The following is a 14,444-nucleotide window of genomic DNA, read 5'->3' as shown; positions in this document are numbered from 1 at the left end:
GTACCAAGGAACCATAAGGTAACGAGCGCACCAAATTCGCTCGGAGAGCCGACAAAATCCATGACTGACCCGGAACCCGACCCAGAAGTACGACTGATCAGTTGGAACGTCAATCGTTCGTCGATCGAAAACCTGAGGGAGCAACTGACCGGCCTCCGAGAATGCGACCCGGACATCGTCGCCCTCCAAGAAGTCGGCGTCAAAGCAAGCCGGAGAGCGCGTCAACTCCTGCGAGAACACGGCTTCGAGTACGCTGCACACAGCCACGAGTTTCGATCCGATGACCCCAACAACACATCGGGCATTGCGTTCGCGAGTCACTGGCCGTTTCGGGTGCTCCCGCCGGAGACGTTCCGGATGCCGGCACAGCATCAGGCGCTCTCCGCGGTATTTCATGCTCCTATCGGCCGAATCGAGGGCCATTCCGTCCATCTGCTCCCGGGCAGTCAGTATGGGGAGACGAAGGTCGAAATGTTCGAAGGGATCTACGACCGGCTAGCAGAGGACGATCCACCGAACTTTCGATTTCTCTGCGGCGATTTCAACTCTCCGAAAACCGAGAGCGACGATGGCGAGGTTACGGTCTGGGGCAGCGACGATCGGTGGGTCGAGGCTGAACGTAACGTCATCGTCGGTCTCGCGAACCACGACCTCACCGATGCCTACCGCGAGGTCAACGGCTACGGTGACGATGCCTACAGCTTCGTGACCAGAAACCAAGGCAGGGAATGGCGTCGGCGGTTCGATCACGTGTTCGCCAGCGAGTCACTTGACGCGACCACGGCGGAATATCTCCACCAGTTCGATGATCTCTCCGATCATTCGCCGCTCGAAGTGATGTTTACGCCGGATGGAGGACAGGGAGACGGGGCCGATAGCCGACGCCAACGGCGTCCGACCACCCCTGAAGAGGACATCACGCCCGGGGAAGCGCCGAGGGATCGGTCGACTGGCGGTCTGACGTTTGACGACGATATCCGTGTCGTCGATCCGAAATCGAATCGTCGTCGTGGTCGATTCAACGCGGGCTGGAACAAAGCCGTAGCTGGGACGGATATGGAGGACGCCCTCGAACGCCTCACGTGGGAGAACCTGGGTTGGCGTCTCGGCAAACTGTTCGGTGAAACGTCCGATGACCTTCGGGGGGAGCTATACGATTGGTGTGTGAAACAGCAAATCGAGGCCGAACCCGGTCTCTAGGATCGGGCGTGGTTTCGTTCTGTCGTCCTGAATCCGGCTTTCCATACGACATGGGCGTTCTAACATCGTTTTGGGATCAACAACGACGAGCGCTCTACTCCGAACCGACCAGATCCTCGTACCGCGCGCCCGTCTGCTTCAGCGTCTCCGTCGAGTAGAGCCGCTCGTGCTCGAACGGGAGGTAGTCGGCGGCCAGTTCGTCGACCTTCGCGTCCACCGCCTCCGCCTCCCGGCCGTGGACCATCGTGAACAGGTTGTACTCCCAGCCCTGTTCGGGTCGGCGCGGCCGGTGGTAACACAGCGTCACGTACGGGAGTTCGCCGGCGCGCTCGCCGAGTTCGTCCAGGCGGTCGTCCGGCACGTCCCAGACGACCATGCAGTTGTTCCGGAACCCGGTGACGAGGTGGTTCACGACGCAGCCGATGCGCTTGATGCAGCCCCGCTCGCGCAGGCGCTCGACCGCGGCGAGCACGTCGTCCACGTCGGCGTCCACCGCCCCGGCCACGTCGCGGTACGGCGTGGCCGAGAGGGGGAACCCGTCCTGTATCTCCAGCAGCAGTCGCGCGTCGAGGTCCGACAGGTCGCCCGCGGCGTCCTCGGAGATGCGCGTCGCGGACGCCTCGGTGTGCTCGATGGACTCCCGCGCGAACGAGTCGTCGTTGAACACCGGGAACTCCAGGTCGATGTAGAAGTCGGTCAGCATCGGGAGGTGCAGCACGTCACACCCCGTCTCCGCCTCGATTTCGGCGAGAATCTCGTCCCGGCGCGCCCGGTCGCCCGCGGTCACGACGAACCACACGTTCCACTCGTGGTCGCGCCGGTAGTTGTGGTTCACCTGCCGGTAGCCGTTGACGACCTCGGCCACCTCCGCGAAGCGATCCTCGGGCGCCCGCACCGCCGCCAGCGTGGAGGAGCCGATGACCGGAGGGTTGAGCACGGCGCCGAAGCGCCGGAAGACACCCCGGTCGCGCAGGCGGCGGACGCGCTCGACGACCTCGTCCTCCCCGATTCCGAGGTCCCCGGCGACGACGCGGAACGGCCGCTCGGCGACCGGGAAGCCGCTCTGGTAGTCGTCGACGAGACGGGCGTCGACCCCGTCGAGGCCCTCGCGCCAGTCCCCGCCCTCCAGCGCGCTCATTGTCCGTGGTTAGGGGTCGGCCTACCTACAGGTTTCGGAGTGAAACGACCGGAAAGGGGGACGAACGCCGGGACGAACCGGTACCATCAGCACGCCCCGACGAAGGCACGGTAGATGTGGCCCGTTTCCGGGACGATGACCGTTCTGTGAGCGCCCGTCTCGGTGGCGGACGGGAAGTGATAGGGCGTCGCGTTCGCGGGGACCCGATGGATCTCGCCCCGGATCGCTCCCGCGGCGTCGACGTCGTCGGGCGGAACGTACGAGAACCGCGCCGAGTCCGGTTCGTCGACGGACCCGTTCGACCGCGCCGATCGGAGGAGCGCCGCCGCGTCCCTCGAGGGGACCGCCGTGTTCGCGTCGGCGACCCGGAAGACGCCGCCGGTGCCGAACGTGTCACGCTCGACCGTCGGGGAGGACGTCGTCGCTGCCGGCGATTGAGACGAAAGTGGTTCGGAACAGCCGACGAGCAACACCAGCGACAGCACGAGCACTGTCGGAACGGAGCGTGGCACGTGCCGGCCCTTCTCTCGAACCGGAGAAGAACCCTCCCATCCACCAGATGACGGTTCGCGAGGGACCTGACGGCGTCCCCGACCCGGGATGGCGGGACGCGCACTCCAGTAACCGACCGTCCGTCCACCTCCCACGGGCGAACGGGACGTTTTTGCGCCGACGGGGCGAAGCCGGCGACATGGCACAAGCGACCGAGGAGTTCGGGGAGTGGCCCCTCAAGCGCCTCATGACGGAGGTCTGCGGCTCCGGCCCGAAGTCCGCCGACGACATGACCCGCGAGCAGGCGACCGAGGCGTTGCGGCGCATCTTCGCGGGCGAACCCGACGACACCACCCTCGGGGCGTTCTGGCTGGCGAACCGCTGGAAGCGCAACGACCCGGAGGAACTGGCGGCCTACGTCGACGAGATGTGCTCGCGCGTCGAGTACGCCGAGCCCGACGCCGACCCGGTCGACTGCGGCGCGAACTACGACGGCAAGGGCGACACGGCCCTCCTCGGCGTCGCCGCGGGCATCGTCGCCGCCGGCGCGGGCACGCCGGTCGTCGTCCACTCGGGCGACCGCGTGCCGACCCAGAAGCAGGACGCGTACAAGCACGTCCTCGACGAACTCGACGTGCGGACCGAACTCGACCCCGCGGAGTCGGCCGACATGGTCGACGAGGCGGGGTTCGGCTTCTACTACCAGCCGTCGTTCAACCCCGACGTCCACGCGCTGTGGGAGCGCCGGGACGCGATGGGCGTCCGGACGTTCGTGAACACCGTCGAGACGCTCGCGAACCCCGCCGGCGCCGACGTCCACCTGGGCTCGTTCTACCACCTCGCGTTCGCGAAGAAGGTGGTGGACACGTTCGAGCGCTCGGAGTTCCACGACCTCCGCCGCGTCATCATGTTCCAGGGGATGGAGGGGTACGACGACATCCGACCGGGGTACACCAAGGTGGCCGAGTGGAACGCGGGCGAGGGCGACGACGCGGCGTTCACGGACTACGAGATAGAGACGCCCGAGTTCGGCATGGACTTCGAGGAGGCCGACCTCGAGGTCGAGGACGTGGCGGCGGATTCGGCCCGCATCGCCGAGGAGGTCGTCTCGGGCGACCGGACGGACCACTGGCGCGACGCGGTGGCGCTCAACGCCGCGTTCCGCGTCTACGCCCGGGAGGACGTCGCGGATCTGGAGGAGGGGCTCGATGTCGCCCGGGAGGCGATCGACGACGGGAGCGCCGCCGCGGTGCTCTCGGACCTGCGGGCGTTCTAACGGCTGATATTCGGCACGGAGGGTTTATTTCGGATGCGGGGACGAGGGCACGTGTGGGCGAGGTCGCCACCGCGAACGTCTACGGCCTGTTCTTCCTCGCGGCCAGCGCCGCGGTGGTGCTCCTCGCGCTCTCGGCGTACGTGCTCGGCCGGCGGATCGGCCACGAGCGCGCGCTCGTCGGCGTCCTGGGGCTGGTCGGCGCCTTCACCGTGGTCGGGGGCGTCGGCGGACTCGGCGCGGAGGCGGCCCGCGTTCCGGTGCTGCTCGGCGCCGCCTTCCTCTACGTCCCGCTCGCGGTCGGCGCCGCCGTGGCGAAGGGCCTCACCGCCCACGGGTGGCGGGAGGTGTGTCGGGTCCTCATCGGCGGCTGGATGGCCGCGCTCGTGTTCGCGCTGGTGACCCAGGCGGCCGGCGCGTCGCTGGAGGCGGCCGTCTCGTGGGGACCGACGCTGTTCGGCGTCGACTGGTACGGGGGGTTCCTCGCGTACATGCTCGTCGTCGGGGTTCTGGCCGGCGGGGCGACGGCGGCGTTGCTCTCGCGGTCACCCCGCGAAACGAGCGTGTCGCCCGCCTGAGGTCCGCGTTCGCCCTGTCCCTTCGCGGACGATCAGAGTGACCCGCCGGGGGATCGCTCAGTGCTCGTGACGGCGCCGGATGAGTCCCGCCTCGACCCGAACGAACGCCTCGCTTTTCCGGTCGTACCGATCGGGATCGACGTTCGCACGGGCTGCAGCCTCCCGAACGACGTCGAGCGGTTCGGGATCGGTCTTCGCCCGGATCGGTCGCAGTTCCCGGAGGAAGATGTTCGTCGTCACCGGGCCGACGCCGTGGAACGCGTCGATTCGCTCCTCGAGAGCCTCCGCGTCCGCGGCCGCCTCGTGGAGGGCGTTGAGGCTCCCGTCGTACTCCTCGATGAGCGTCTCGCAGTCGCGGAGCACCTGCTCGGAGCGCCGATTGTCGTGGCGAACGTACCCGCCCTCCCGCATCATCGGGTTCACCGGGTAGTCGAACCCGGCGTCCAGTATCGCCCCGGGCGTCAGCAGGTCGTGGTTCTCGAACGCGCGGTACGTTCGCTTGGCGGTCCCCTCCGAGATGCGTCCGTCGAAGGGGAGGCTCGCGAGGAACCACTCGAACAGTTCCCCGTCGTCGCCCGATCGGAGGTCGATGTCGAGTTCCTCCGAGTACGGTTCGCTCGATTCGAGGTCGTCGATGCTCATCGTCTGCAGTACGCCTCCAGCGGATGAAATCGAACGCCGCCGGCCGGATCGCCGGGCAGCGCGTCCGGACGCGGAGTTCAGTCCAGCCGGATCGCCACGCCGACGAGCGTCTGTCCGGCCGTCACGGTCGCCTCCCGCGCGACCGAGTAGACGATTCCCGCGCGGTCGGCGCGGGCCTCCTGGAGCGTCTCGTAGGACGTCGGGTCGAACACCTCGCCGACGTACTCGCCCTCCTCGACCTCGTCGCCGATCCCCAGCCCGTCGGCCGCCCGGAACAGCCCCGAGTCGCTCGCCTTCACGCGCCCGAGGTGGTTCCGGGCGCGGGTGCCGTCCCAGTCCGGCGCCCCCTCGTCGTCCCCCTCGAGGAGGCCGGCGTACCGCAGTACCCCGAGCATCCCCGACAGTCCCTCCCCGATGGCGTCCTCGACGAGTTCCCTGTTGTGTGCGAGTTCGGGCGTGATGGAGGGGATCTCCTCGCGGGTCGCCGCGACGCGGAGCTTCCCGCCGAAGCTGCGCTTCTCCCACTCGTCGTCGGCGTCCTCGCCGGCGGCCTCCGCGAGGAGGAGGTCGGTGCCGAACGCCTCCGCGAGCTCCCGGCAGCCCTCGTCGCCCTTCAGGTACACCGTATGGGTGAGCATCTCCCGGCTCCCGGTGTGGAGGTCGACGATGTAGTCCGCCCCGCCGGCGTACTCCCACAGCGCCGCGGCCATGCGCTCGTGGAGGCTGCCGTCGGGGTCGCCCGGCCAGCAGCGGTTCATGTTCGGGTTCACCGCGTCGTACGCCTCCGGCGTCGTGTAGGAGACGCGGTCGAAGGTGAGCGGGTCCGCGACCGGGACGGCGACGAGGGTGCCGTCTAGCTCCGCCCCCTCCAGTTCCCCGTGGAGGCGGCGGAGCACGGAGGAGCCGTTGATCTCCCGGCCGTGCTGGGCGGCCTGGACGTACACCGTCGGGTCGCCGTCGCCGTAGACGTGGACGGTCGTCTCGACCTCGACGCCCGAGGGCAGGCGGGCGAGCGTGACGGGTTCGGCCGTGTGCATACCGGAGTCGATGGGGGCCGGCGGCTTGTAAGTGGAGGTCCCGGCACGGGGGCGGACGAGGGGAGGAACCCCGCGAGGGGCGGGGCATCCGATTCACGCCCCGGTGCCGACGTGAGCCGGCCGCGACGGTCGGACGACGGGTGTCGAACGGGGGCGCCGGGGCGACCCCCGGCCGGTGGGGGGCGTCCGCTCGGGCGCCGACCGATGACACGACTTTTCCCGCTCGCCCGCCCAGTCGGGGGTATGAGCGACGACCTGCCGACGGCGACGCTGCACACGAACCACGGCGACATCACGGTCGAACTGTACGCCGACCGGGCCCCGAAGACGGTGGAGAACTTCGTCGGCCTCGCCGAGGGCGACGACGACTACGACGCCGCGACGGTGGGTCGCGGCACCGGCGCGTGGGAGGACCCCGAGTCGGGCGAGAAGCGGATCGACCCGCTGTACGAGGGCGTGCAGTTCCACCGGATCATCTCCGACTTCATGATCCAGGGCGGGGACCCGACCGGGACCGGCCGCGGCGGCCCCGGATACGAGTTCGACGACGAGTTCCACGAGGAGCTCCGGCACGACGACGCGGGGGTCCTCTCGATGGCGAACTCCGGCCCGAACACGAACGGCTCGCAGTTCTTCATCACGCTGGGCGCCCAGCCCCACCTCGACGACCGCCACGCGGTGTTCGGCAAGGTCGTCGACGGGATGGACGTGGTCGAGGAGATCGGCTCGGTGCCGACCGGCCGGAACGACGAACCGCGCGAGGAGGTCGTGCTGGAGTCGGTCGACGTCGACCGCTGAGCCGAGATCCGCCGTTCACGCCTCATCATTCCCGGTTGACACGGGAACGTACTCGCGATCGTACGAGTATCACTCCCGAATCATCTCACCGTCGTTCGTCCCGGCGCTACCCGAAGAGCGGCTCCAGCTCCCCCTCGTAGCAGTCGCGACAGAGGTAGTGGTCGACCACACCCTCCTCGGTCCGGGTGTGGACGACGACGTGGACGGCCTGGGCGAACGGGACGGTCGCCCCGCACCCGCCGCACGGCTCGGTCGACATGGTCGGGCGTGGTACGTGTAGACGCGCCATAGGCTTTTCCCGGGGACGATTCAGGCGAAGAGCCGCAGCGGAGTGAGCGCAACGAACGAGAACTCGGAAGAGGGGCGGAGCGGGTCTTCCGTAGGCGCGGACCGTCAAACACCGCAAGGAGCGAACGGAGTGAGCGACTGAGGAGCGAACGGAGTGAGCGACTGAGGAGCGCGGTTCGAGACGCCTTCGGCGTCTCGTCAGTGCGGGAAATCAAGGATTTCCCGCTTGCGGTAAGGTTCCTCTCGAACCTGACAGAATCACGAAAGGCGCTTCGCGCCTTTCGAACGATAGCGGCCGCACCGGGCCGACGGCCGCGGGGGCTTTCGAGGACCGTGTCGCGACGACCGACCGAACCGGGGAGCCGAGATTCGTGGGAGCCTTCCGTGTCCGTCACTCGTCGAAACCTCCCTGGCAGCCGTATCCTGCCCACCCGCCAGCGACACGCAAACGGTAAAGCCCGTCACCGACACCCGTGGACACGAATGCTCATCACGCTCGAGGGGCTCGACGGGAGCGGCAAGACGACCGCGTGGGAGGCGCTCCACGACGTCTACCCCGGGGCGACGTTCACGCACGAGCCGACCGACTCGTGGTACGGCCGGGCGGTCCGGCGCTCGGAGGGGGAGGAGGCGGCCGACCCGCTCGCGGAACTGTTCCTGTTCACGGCCGACCACGCCGACCACCTCTCGCGGGTGGTCCGACCCGCGCTCGCCGAGGGGAACCTCGTGGTCTCCGACCGCTACACCGACTCCCGGTACGCCTACCAGGGGGCGAGTCTCGCGGACACGTCGGTCGAGCGCCCGCTCGAGTACGTCCGCGGCATCCACCAGGCGTTCACCCGCGAACCCGACGCCACCATCTACTTCGACCTCGACCCGGAGACGGCCGCCGCCCGCGCGGGCGCGACGAACAAGTTCGAACGAGCCGAGTTCCTCGCGGAGGTGCGGGCGAACTACGAACGACTCGTCGACGCCGAGCCCGGCCGGTTCGTCCGCGTCGACGCCTCCCGGTCGCCCGAGCAGGTGCTCGACTCGGTGGAGGACGCGTTCGCGCACCTCCTCGCGGACTGACCCCCGGTACGACGCTCACTGACCCCGGTACGACGCTCCACGGCTGGACTTCCGGTACGCCCCTCTCTCCCCGAACGTATTTCTCGCCGCCCCCGAAAGGTGTCGGCGTGATTCGTCGGCCCTCCATCGCGATCGCGCTGCTGCTGGTGCTCGCGGGCTGTGGCGGCCTCGCCGGCCCGGCGGACGAGCAGCGCACCGTCAACCCGAACCTCGCCGGCGCGCCGTCGGCGACGGCGACGCCCGACCCGACCGAGGACTACCCGCCGGGCGTCTCCGCCGACGGGGTGGACGCCCGCGAACTGGCGAACGCCCACGTCGCGGCGCTCGAGGACCGCCCGAACGCCGTCCGGGTCCACACGACCGTCGTCGCCGCGAACGGGACGACGCTCGTCTCCCGGACGGCGACGACGCGGGAGAACGGCAGCAGGTCGTCCGTCTCGCTGGTCACCGACGGGGCCGCGCCCGCGTTCCTCGGCGACGTCGGGGACTACGCGTACTGGAGCGACGGGAACGAGACGCTCGTCCGGCAGGAGCAGTGGAACGGCAGCGTCGAACACGGGACGCTCCCGGGCGACTCGGAGCCAGCCATCGGGTTCACCGACACGGGCCGGTCGGTGGTCGAACCGGCGCTCCTCGCCCGGGAGTTCCGGTACGTCGGGACCGAGCGCCGCGGGAACGCGACCTACCACGTGCTCACCGCCGACGCCGGCACGGTCGAGCGCGACGAGCGGGCCGACGCCCGGAACTACCGGCTCACGGTCGCGGTCACCCCCGAGGGGGTCGTGGAGTCGATGACGACCCGCTACGACACGGCCCGCGACGGGGTCGAGTTCACCTACGTGCAGCGCTTCCGCGTCTCCGACGTGGACGGGACGACGGTGGACCGACCGGCCTGGGCCGACGAGGTGATGGGGAACGTCACCGCGACTACGACTCCCTGACGGATTCCTTCGTCCTGAGAGAGCCCCCCAGTGTCCGTCCAGAACCGTGCCCTCAGTCGCTCGTCTTCGGAAGTTCGTACTCCTCGGGCGGCGGGACGTACAGCAGGTCGATGGTGAACCCGAGCGCGAGCGGGACGCCGACGAAGGTCGCGAGGAGCAGGACGGGGTCCCCGAACAGCGGCGGGATGACCGCGCCCGCGAGCATCGTCGTCGCGGTGAGCACGACCGGAACGACGAGAAGCGTGTACAGCACCCACCCCCACTGGGTCTCCAGCCGAATGCGGAAGAAGCGCGCCAGCACGGCCGCGACGAGGGTGTGCACCGCGAGCACGACGGCGGCGAGCGCGAGCGGGAGGAGCGAGACCATACTCCCCGTAGGGCGGTCGCGGACTTCGACCTGTCGGAGCGGACCGAGCGGGGTGAATCGGATGGATGGGTGTCGAACGGTGGGAGGTCGGACGGTGGGGTGTCGAGCGCGGATGTGTCTAACGGAGGAGCGTCGGGCGGAGCGGAGTCGATCACCGAGCGGTTCCCGATCGGCCGGTCGCGTTACGGAAGGCCGACGCTCGAGCGGCGTTTGTAGAGGTAGTACCCGAGGTACGGGACGCCGAGCAGGACGGTGAAGCCACAGACGTACGCGACGGTGAACTGCATCGTCGGGTTCGGCTCCCACCCGGCGTCGCGACCGCGGACGTGCTCGGCGTCCTTGTAGACGCCGACGGGAAGCAGGAACGCGAGCGCGAACCCCGCCGTGAACAGCGCGAACTCGCCGGTGACCGACGCGAGCGCGCCGAGGAGCACCGGCGCGGCGACGGCCCCGACAGCGAGCAGCCACCACCGGTCGCCGCCGGCCTCGTCGCGGACGACCTCCTGTCGCTTGTACAGGTAGTGGAGCATCGTCAGCCCGGCGAAGAGGAAGCCGAGCACGGCGTACAGCCCGGGGTTCGGCGTCCAGTCGAGGTCGTGTTCGCCGAGTTCCTTCGCGTCGAGGTAGAGCAGCACCGGCACGGCGACCGCCAGCAGGAGCCCCAGGGGGATGCTCAGCAGCCACAGGCCGGCGATGCCGGCGACCGGGGGCGTGCCCGTGAGCGAGAGCGCCGCGAACCCGACCAGCGCGAGAACGAACAGGGTCGGAAGTCCGAGGAGCAGTCCCTCCAGCACGTCGTACGGCCGCGAGTGAACCTCGCGGGTCGTCACCGCCACGCCGCCGTCGGTTCGCGGATCGTTCGTCATCCCTCGTCGCTGTTCCCGCTCGCTATTTCAAACTGCCCTCCCGGTTATCACAACGGATAAATGCGTGGCAGTAACTGGTCGCCCCGGCGACGATGGTCGAGCACGTCTCGGCGGGAGGTGAACACGCGGGCGTGCCCGAACGGCCGCGAGGGCCGGACCGCGACAGCGTCCGGGGTCCGTGCGGACGGAGACGGGGAGCGACGACGCGCCACGGCGTCCGACCGAGGGGGCGAGACGCCGGTCCGGCTCGCGAGGTTCGAACCCGGGGGTCCGAGCGGGTCGTTCCGGCGCGACGAGTCGCCCATCCCCCGGTAGCGAGCCCGAACCCCGATACCCGCGCGTCAGTCGTCCATCGAGACGTACGTCTTCGTGTCGGTGACGCCGGGGAGGCTCTGGATGCCGCTGGCGACGGCGTCGAGCACGCCGTACACCTCCTCCGCGTCGACCTCCGCGATGACGTCGTACTCGCCGGCGACCACGTGTGCCTGGGTGACGGTGTCGAGGTCCCGGACCCGCCGGGCCACGGCCCCCGCCTCGCCGGCACCGGCTTTCACCATCACGAACGCGTGGACCATAGTATGCCATCTCTTGACACGGTCAAAAACCTTCCCCCGGCTCGGGGGTACAGTTATCCCCTGTGCCGTCATAGCACGGGGCATGCGCTTCATCGTCATCGGCGCCGGGCGGGTCGGTCTCCGCACGGCGCGGGTCCTTCGCGAGGAGGGCCACGAGGTGGTCATCGTCGAGCGCGACGCCGACCGCGCGGCGCGGGCCCGCACGAACGGGTTCGTGGTCCACGAGGGGGACGGCTCCCGCGAGGAGACGCTCGTCGCCGCGGGCGTCGGGGACGTGGACGCGGTCGGCGCGCTGACGGGCGATCTGAACGCCAACTTCGCGGCCTGCATGATCGCCAAGCACCACGGCTGCCGAACGGTCATGCGCATCGACGAGGACTACCGCGAGGAGATCTACCAGAAGTACGCCGACGAGGTGGACGAGATCGTCTACCCCGAACGGCTGGGCGCGATCGGCGCGAAGAACGCCCTGCTGGGGGGCAACATCCAGGCCATCGCCGACATCGCCGAACACCTCCAGGTGCTGCTTTTCACCATCCGGAAGGAGTCGCCGATGCACGGCTACACCATCAGCGAGGTGGCGCTCCCGGCGGAGGCGCGCCTGCTCGCGTTCGGCAAGAAGGACGCGCCGATGGGCATCCCGCTGGCGGACGACTCGCTGGAGGCGGGCGACAGGGTCGCCGTCCTCGCGGACTTCGACGTGCTCGACGACGTCCGGCAGCTGCTGGTCGGCGACGACTCGGCGGGAACGATGGCCGCCGCGACCTCGGGAGGTGAGCCGTGACCGTCACCGCCTACGTCATGGTGAAGGCGAACACCGGCGATGCGGACCGCGTGAAGGGCGAGATCGAGGCCATCGACGGCGTCGAGGAGGCCCACATCGTCGCCGGCGACGTCGACTTCGTGGCCCGGATCGTCGTCGACGGGCCGGCCCAAGTGAAGGCCGTCAGCGCCGAGGGCATCCAGGGCATCGACGGCGTCGAGGACACGCGGACGTACATCGCGATGGACTGACGTCCGCGAACGATCGGCGACCGTCCCGAGTCGGTTGCGTCACGAGACGTCGCCGAACCCCGAGCGGGGAAAGGGGACGTCCGGGGGACGATGCCGGAGCGTCGGCACGCTCTCACCCGCTAGACGGCTAGCCCGTGCCGTCCGGACCGACCGTCACGTCAGCAGCCGGACGACGTCGGCGACCATCCGGGGCAGTTCCAGCGCGTCCTCCACGAGGTCGCCGACCATTTCGCCGACGCCTCGGGGGCTCCACGTCGGGACGTCCTCCCCGTCCGACTCGGACTCCTCCCGGTGCTGCTCCCCGTCGGGAACGCCGTCGCCGTCCGTGTCGGGGTCGGCGGGGTCGGTCCCGACGTGTACCTCGTGGCCGTCCGGTAGCCCGTCGCCGTCGGTGTCCTCCGCGAGCGGGTCGGTCCCCGATTCCCGCTCCTCGCCGTCGCCGAGGTCGTCCCCGTCCGTGTCGGGGTCGAGGGGGTCGGTCACGCCCTCGACCTCCTCGCCGTCCGCGAGGCCGTCGTGGTCCGTATCGGCCCGCTTTCGATCGGTCCCGAGTTCCCGCTCGCGGACGTCCGACAGGCCGTCGCCGTCGGAGTCGACCGTCTTCGGGTCGGGTTCGTCCGCGGACCCCTCCCCGTCGTCGTTACCGTCGGCGTCGCGGGTCGCGGCGAGCGGGTCGCTCCCGCGGTCGAGTTCCGCCGGGTCGTCGAGGCCGTCGCCGTCGGTGTCCGCGAGGAACGGGTTCGTCCCGTGCTCTCGCTCGGTCGCGAGGTCCAGCCCGTCGCCGTCGAGGTCGCGGTCCGGCGCGTGGTCGGCGTACGCGAGTCCGTCGTCGACGAACTCGTGGCGGGCGGGGGCGTCGACGACGCGGTCGGCCTCGGCGCCGGCGGAGCCGTTCCCGGCCGCGACGGCCGCGTCCCGGAAGGAGTCGTACGTGAGGCGGTCGTCGTCCCGGAGACGGCGGTGGGCGTCCGCGAGCCGCCGGTCGCCGTCGCTCGCGGCTCCGACGGTGGCGTCGATCGCCCCGAGCGCGAGCGCGCCCTGGCGGTAGTCCGTCGGCGACCGCCACGAGCTCCGACGGGTGAACCGGACGTTCCTCGGCTCCTCGACGGTCGACGCCTCGCGGAACGTCCCGTACTCGCTGGCGCCCAGGTTGAGCGCGGCCAGCCGGGCGTAGTAGGTCGCGCTCGCCTCCGGGTACCACTCCATCCCTTCGCTCGGCTCGGGCCCCTGCAGCAGGTGGACGAACTCGTGGAACCACGCCGGCTCCGTCCCGGTCGCCGGCGCCCGGGAGAACACGTACGCGGCGCCGTCCTCGTCGCTCGCCAGCCCCGGCGACCGCCGCCACTCCATCGCGTCGGGCGTCGGGAGCGCGAACACGGTCACCCGGTCCCGCCCGCCGGACCCGAGGCGGGTCGCCAGCCAGTTCCAGCCCGCGAACACCGCGTCGGGGGAGGGGGCGTCCGGGTCCCCCGCGGCGCGCACGTATCGGACGGTGAGGTCCCCGGCGCTCCGCGTCGTCGTCTCGGTCGCGCCGAGGTACGCCCACTCGCCCTGGACGGCCCCCTCGCCGTCGACCGCGGCGTCGCCGCGGAAGGCGGGCGCGTCGCCGTAGTAGGACCACTCGGTCGGGACGTAGGGGACCCTGACGTACGCCCAGTCGCCGGTATCGATGCCGACGTCCGCCGTCGAAAGCTGCTCCGACGGGAGGTCGAACCGGAGCGTGAGCGCTGCCCGTCCGTGGTCGCGCCGGACGTACCGGTCGCCCTCGCGGTCGAAGCCGCCCTCGTCGACGACCGTGACCCCGTCGGGGAAGGGGCCGACGGTCAGTTCGGGGACGCCGTCGGGGAGGTCGAACCGCATCGTCGCGTCGACGCTCCCCGGTTCCCCGGGCGTCAGCGAGAACGTCGTCGTCCGGACGATGGTGCCGCCGTGGTTCGTGGCGATGCCGGCGGCGGTATCGGGGGTGACGTCGGCGTCCGCGGTCCCGTCGAGGTCGGCCGTCCCCGCGACGTCGACGGTCCCCGCGTCGGACGATCCGGTCGCCGCCGCTCCGCCGACCGGGGCCACGGCCGCGACCACGAGGAGGAGAAGGACGAAGGGGACGCGAATCCGTCGTGACATGACCGCTCTCCGAAAACCCGAGTGAAAGCCGTTTTGATACGCC

General features: G+C 70.0%; 17 protein-coding genes. 8 read left to right on the top strand and 9 right to left on the bottom strand.

From position 1 onward, the window contains the following. Positions 1 to 60 precede the first annotated feature (60 nt). The gene (locus HUG12_RS06895; protein WP_179268061.1) at positions 61 to 1,200 is read left to right on the top strand and encodes an endonuclease/exonuclease/phosphatase family protein; all 1,140 of its coding nucleotides are present in this window, start codon (positions 61 to 63) and stop codon (positions 1,198 to 1,200) included. Positions 1,201 to 1,294: 94 nt separating this feature from the next. Here the strand turns inward: HUG12_RS06895 and ahbB are convergent, their stop codons facing one another. Both ahbB and HUG12_RS06885 read right to left on the bottom strand, forming a co-directional pair. Further along, positions 1,295 to 2,338, bottom strand: coding sequence for a siroheme decarboxylase subunit beta (ahbB, locus tag HUG12_RS06890; RefSeq protein WP_179268060.1), 1,044 nt, complete (start codon positions 2,336 to 2,338; stop codon positions 1,295 to 1,297). Between the two features lie 86 nt (positions 2,339 to 2,424). Further along, the gene (locus tag HUG12_RS06885; protein ID WP_179268059.1) at positions 2,425 to 2,850 is read right to left on the bottom strand and encodes a hypothetical protein; all 426 of its coding nucleotides are present in this window, start codon (positions 2,848 to 2,850) and stop codon (positions 2,425 to 2,427) included. A gap of 179 nt (positions 2,851 to 3,029) precedes the next feature. Between HUG12_RS06885 and HUG12_RS06880 the strand changes: the two genes are divergently transcribed. Then, positions 3,030 to 4,106 carry an anthranilate phosphoribosyltransferase gene (locus HUG12_RS06880; RefSeq protein ID WP_179268058.1) on the top strand — a complete coding sequence of 359 codons (1,077 nt, stop codon included), beginning with the start codon at positions 3,030 to 3,032 and terminating at the stop codon, positions 4,104 to 4,106. Positions 4,107 to 4,159: 53 nt separating this feature from the next. Further along, a complete protein-coding gene (locus HUG12_RS06875) occupies positions 4,160 to 4,681 on the top strand; it encodes a hypothetical protein (protein ID WP_179268057.1) in 522 nt (173 codons plus the stop codon). A gap of 57 nt (positions 4,682 to 4,738) precedes the next feature. On the opposite strand, the gene HUG12_RS06870 is transcribed toward HUG12_RS06875, so the two are convergent. Together HUG12_RS06870 and HUG12_RS06865 are read right to left on the bottom strand one after the other, a co-directional pair. Continuing rightward, positions 4,739 to 5,323, bottom strand: coding sequence for a DNA methylase (locus HUG12_RS06870; protein ID WP_179268056.1), 585 nt, complete (start codon positions 5,321 to 5,323; stop codon positions 4,739 to 4,741). 77 nt (positions 5,324 to 5,400) lie between these two features. Next, complete coding sequence (locus tag HUG12_RS06865) at positions 5,401 to 6,360, bottom strand: succinylglutamate desuccinylase/aspartoacylase family protein (protein ID WP_179268055.1); 960 nt, start codon at positions 6,358 to 6,360, stop codon at positions 5,401 to 5,403. Between the two features lie 243 nt (positions 6,361 to 6,603). Here HUG12_RS06865 and HUG12_RS06860 point away from each other — a divergent pair, with 243 nt between their 5' ends. Continuing rightward, entirely contained in the window at positions 6,604 to 7,158 is a 555-nt protein-coding gene (locus HUG12_RS06860) for a peptidylprolyl isomerase (protein WP_179268054.1), read from the top strand. Between the two features lie 106 nt (positions 7,159 to 7,264). On the opposite strand, the gene HUG12_RS06855 is transcribed toward HUG12_RS06860, so the two are convergent. Then, complete coding sequence (locus tag HUG12_RS06855) at positions 7,265 to 7,417, bottom strand: hypothetical protein (protein ID WP_179268053.1); 153 nt, start codon at positions 7,415 to 7,417, stop codon at positions 7,265 to 7,267. A 512-nt stretch (positions 7,418 to 7,929) separates the two neighbouring features. On the opposite strand from HUG12_RS06855, the gene tmk reads away from it, so the two are divergent. Together tmk and HUG12_RS06845 are read left to right on the top strand one after the other, a co-directional pair. Next, a complete protein-coding gene (gene tmk, locus HUG12_RS06850; protein ID WP_179268052.1) occupies positions 7,930 to 8,517 on the top strand; it encodes a dTMP kinase in 588 nt (195 codons plus the stop codon). 107 nt (positions 8,518 to 8,624) lie between these two features. Then, on the top strand, positions 8,625 to 9,458 hold the full coding sequence (locus HUG12_RS06845; RefSeq protein WP_179268051.1) for a hypothetical protein: 834 nt from the start codon (positions 8,625 to 8,627) through the stop codon (positions 9,456 to 9,458). Between the two features lie 52 nt (positions 9,459 to 9,510). Here the strand turns inward: HUG12_RS06845 and HUG12_RS06840 are convergent, their stop codons facing one another. The 3 genes from HUG12_RS06840 to HUG12_RS06830 all read right to left on the bottom strand — a co-directional run bounded on the left by HUG12_RS06840 (position 9,511) and on the right by HUG12_RS06830 (position 11,266). Then, positions 9,511 to 9,825, bottom strand: a complete 315-nt coding sequence (locus HUG12_RS06840) for a hypothetical protein (protein WP_179268050.1) — start codon at positions 9,823 to 9,825, stop codon at positions 9,511 to 9,513. A 182-nt stretch (positions 9,826 to 10,007) separates the two neighbouring features. Then, complete coding sequence (locus HUG12_RS06835; protein ID WP_179268049.1) at positions 10,008 to 10,691, bottom strand: hypothetical protein; 684 nt, start codon at positions 10,689 to 10,691, stop codon at positions 10,008 to 10,010. 341 nt (positions 10,692 to 11,032) lie between these two features. Beyond that, positions 11,033 to 11,266: an Lrp/AsnC ligand binding domain-containing protein gene (locus HUG12_RS06830; protein WP_179268048.1), complete on the bottom strand. Its 234-nt coding sequence runs from the start codon at positions 11,264 to 11,266 to the stop codon at positions 11,033 to 11,035. A gap of 82 nt (positions 11,267 to 11,348) precedes the next feature. Here HUG12_RS06830 and HUG12_RS06825 point away from each other — a divergent pair, with 82 nt between their 5' ends. Together HUG12_RS06825 and HUG12_RS06820 are read left to right on the top strand one after the other, a co-directional pair. Continuing rightward, entirely contained in the window at positions 11,349 to 12,050 is a 702-nt protein-coding gene (locus HUG12_RS06825) for a potassium channel family protein (RefSeq protein ID WP_179268047.1), read from the top strand. Positions 12,051 to 12,067: 17 nt separating this feature from the next. Next, positions 12,068 to 12,280: an Lrp/AsnC family transcriptional regulator gene (locus HUG12_RS06820; RefSeq protein ID WP_179270590.1), complete on the top strand. Its 213-nt coding sequence runs from the start codon at positions 12,068 to 12,070 to the stop codon at positions 12,278 to 12,280. A gap of 153 nt (positions 12,281 to 12,433) precedes the next feature. Here HUG12_RS06820 and HUG12_RS06815 read toward each other — a convergent pair whose 3' ends face one another. Continuing rightward, the gene (locus HUG12_RS06815; RefSeq protein WP_179268046.1) at positions 12,434 to 14,401 is read right to left on the bottom strand and encodes a hypothetical protein; all 1,968 of its coding nucleotides are present in this window, start codon (positions 14,399 to 14,401) and stop codon (positions 12,434 to 12,436) included. Positions 14,402 to 14,444 lie beyond the last annotated feature (43 nt).

It is taken from the genome of Halorarum salinum (genome assembly GCF_013402875.1).
Taxonomy (GTDB): domain Archaea; phylum Halobacteriota; class Halobacteria; order Halobacteriales; family Haloferacaceae; genus Halorarum; species Halorarum salinum.
The sequence above is the reverse complement of the archived record's forward strand: the minus strand, read 5'-3'. Positions and strand labels throughout refer to the sequence as shown.

Coding starts and splice junctions, on each gene's coding strand:
- HUG12_RS06820 (WP_179270590.1), top strand. CDS start 12,068: ATGGTGAAGGCGAACACCGGCGATGCGGACCGCGTGAAGGGCGAGATC.
- HUG12_RS06840 (WP_179268050.1), bottom strand. CDS start 9,825: ATGGTCTCGCTCCTCCCGCTCGCGCTCGCCGCCGTCGTGCTCGCGGTG.
- HUG12_RS06830 (WP_179268048.1), bottom strand. CDS start 11,266: ATGGTCCACGCGTTCGTGATGGTGAAAGCCGGTGCCGGCGAGGCGGGG.
- ahbB (WP_179268060.1), bottom strand. CDS start 2,338: ATGAGCGCGCTGGAGGGCGGGGACTGGCGCGAGGGCCTCGACGGGGTC.
- HUG12_RS06870 (WP_179268056.1), bottom strand. CDS start 5,323: ATGAGCATCGACGACCTCGAATCGAGCGAACCGTACTCGGAGGAACTC.
- HUG12_RS06855 (WP_179268053.1), bottom strand. CDS start 7,417: ATGTCGACCGAGCCGTGCGGCGGGTGCGGGGCGACCGTCCCGTTCGCC.
- HUG12_RS06815 (WP_179268046.1), bottom strand. CDS start 14,401: ATGTCACGACGGATTCGCGTCCCCTTCGTCCTTCTCCTCCTCGTGGTC.
- tmk (WP_179268052.1), top strand. CDS start 7,930: ATGCTCATCACGCTCGAGGGGCTCGACGGGAGCGGCAAGACGACCGCG.
- HUG12_RS06835 (WP_179268049.1), bottom strand. CDS start 10,691: ATGACGAACGATCCGCGAACCGACGGCGGCGTGGCGGTGACGACCCGC.
- HUG12_RS06825 (WP_179268047.1), top strand. CDS start 11,349: ATGCGCTTCATCGTCATCGGCGCCGGGCGGGTCGGTCTCCGCACGGCG.
- HUG12_RS06895 (WP_179268061.1), top strand. CDS start 61: ATGACTGACCCGGAACCCGACCCAGAAGTACGACTGATCAGTTGGAAC.
- HUG12_RS06865 (WP_179268055.1), bottom strand. CDS start 6,360: ATGCACACGGCCGAACCCGTCACGCTCGCCCGCCTGCCCTCGGGCGTC.
- HUG12_RS06860 (WP_179268054.1), top strand. CDS start 6,604: ATGAGCGACGACCTGCCGACGGCGACGCTGCACACGAACCACGGCGAC.
- HUG12_RS06880 (WP_179268058.1), top strand. CDS start 3,030: ATGGCACAAGCGACCGAGGAGTTCGGGGAGTGGCCCCTCAAGCGCCTC.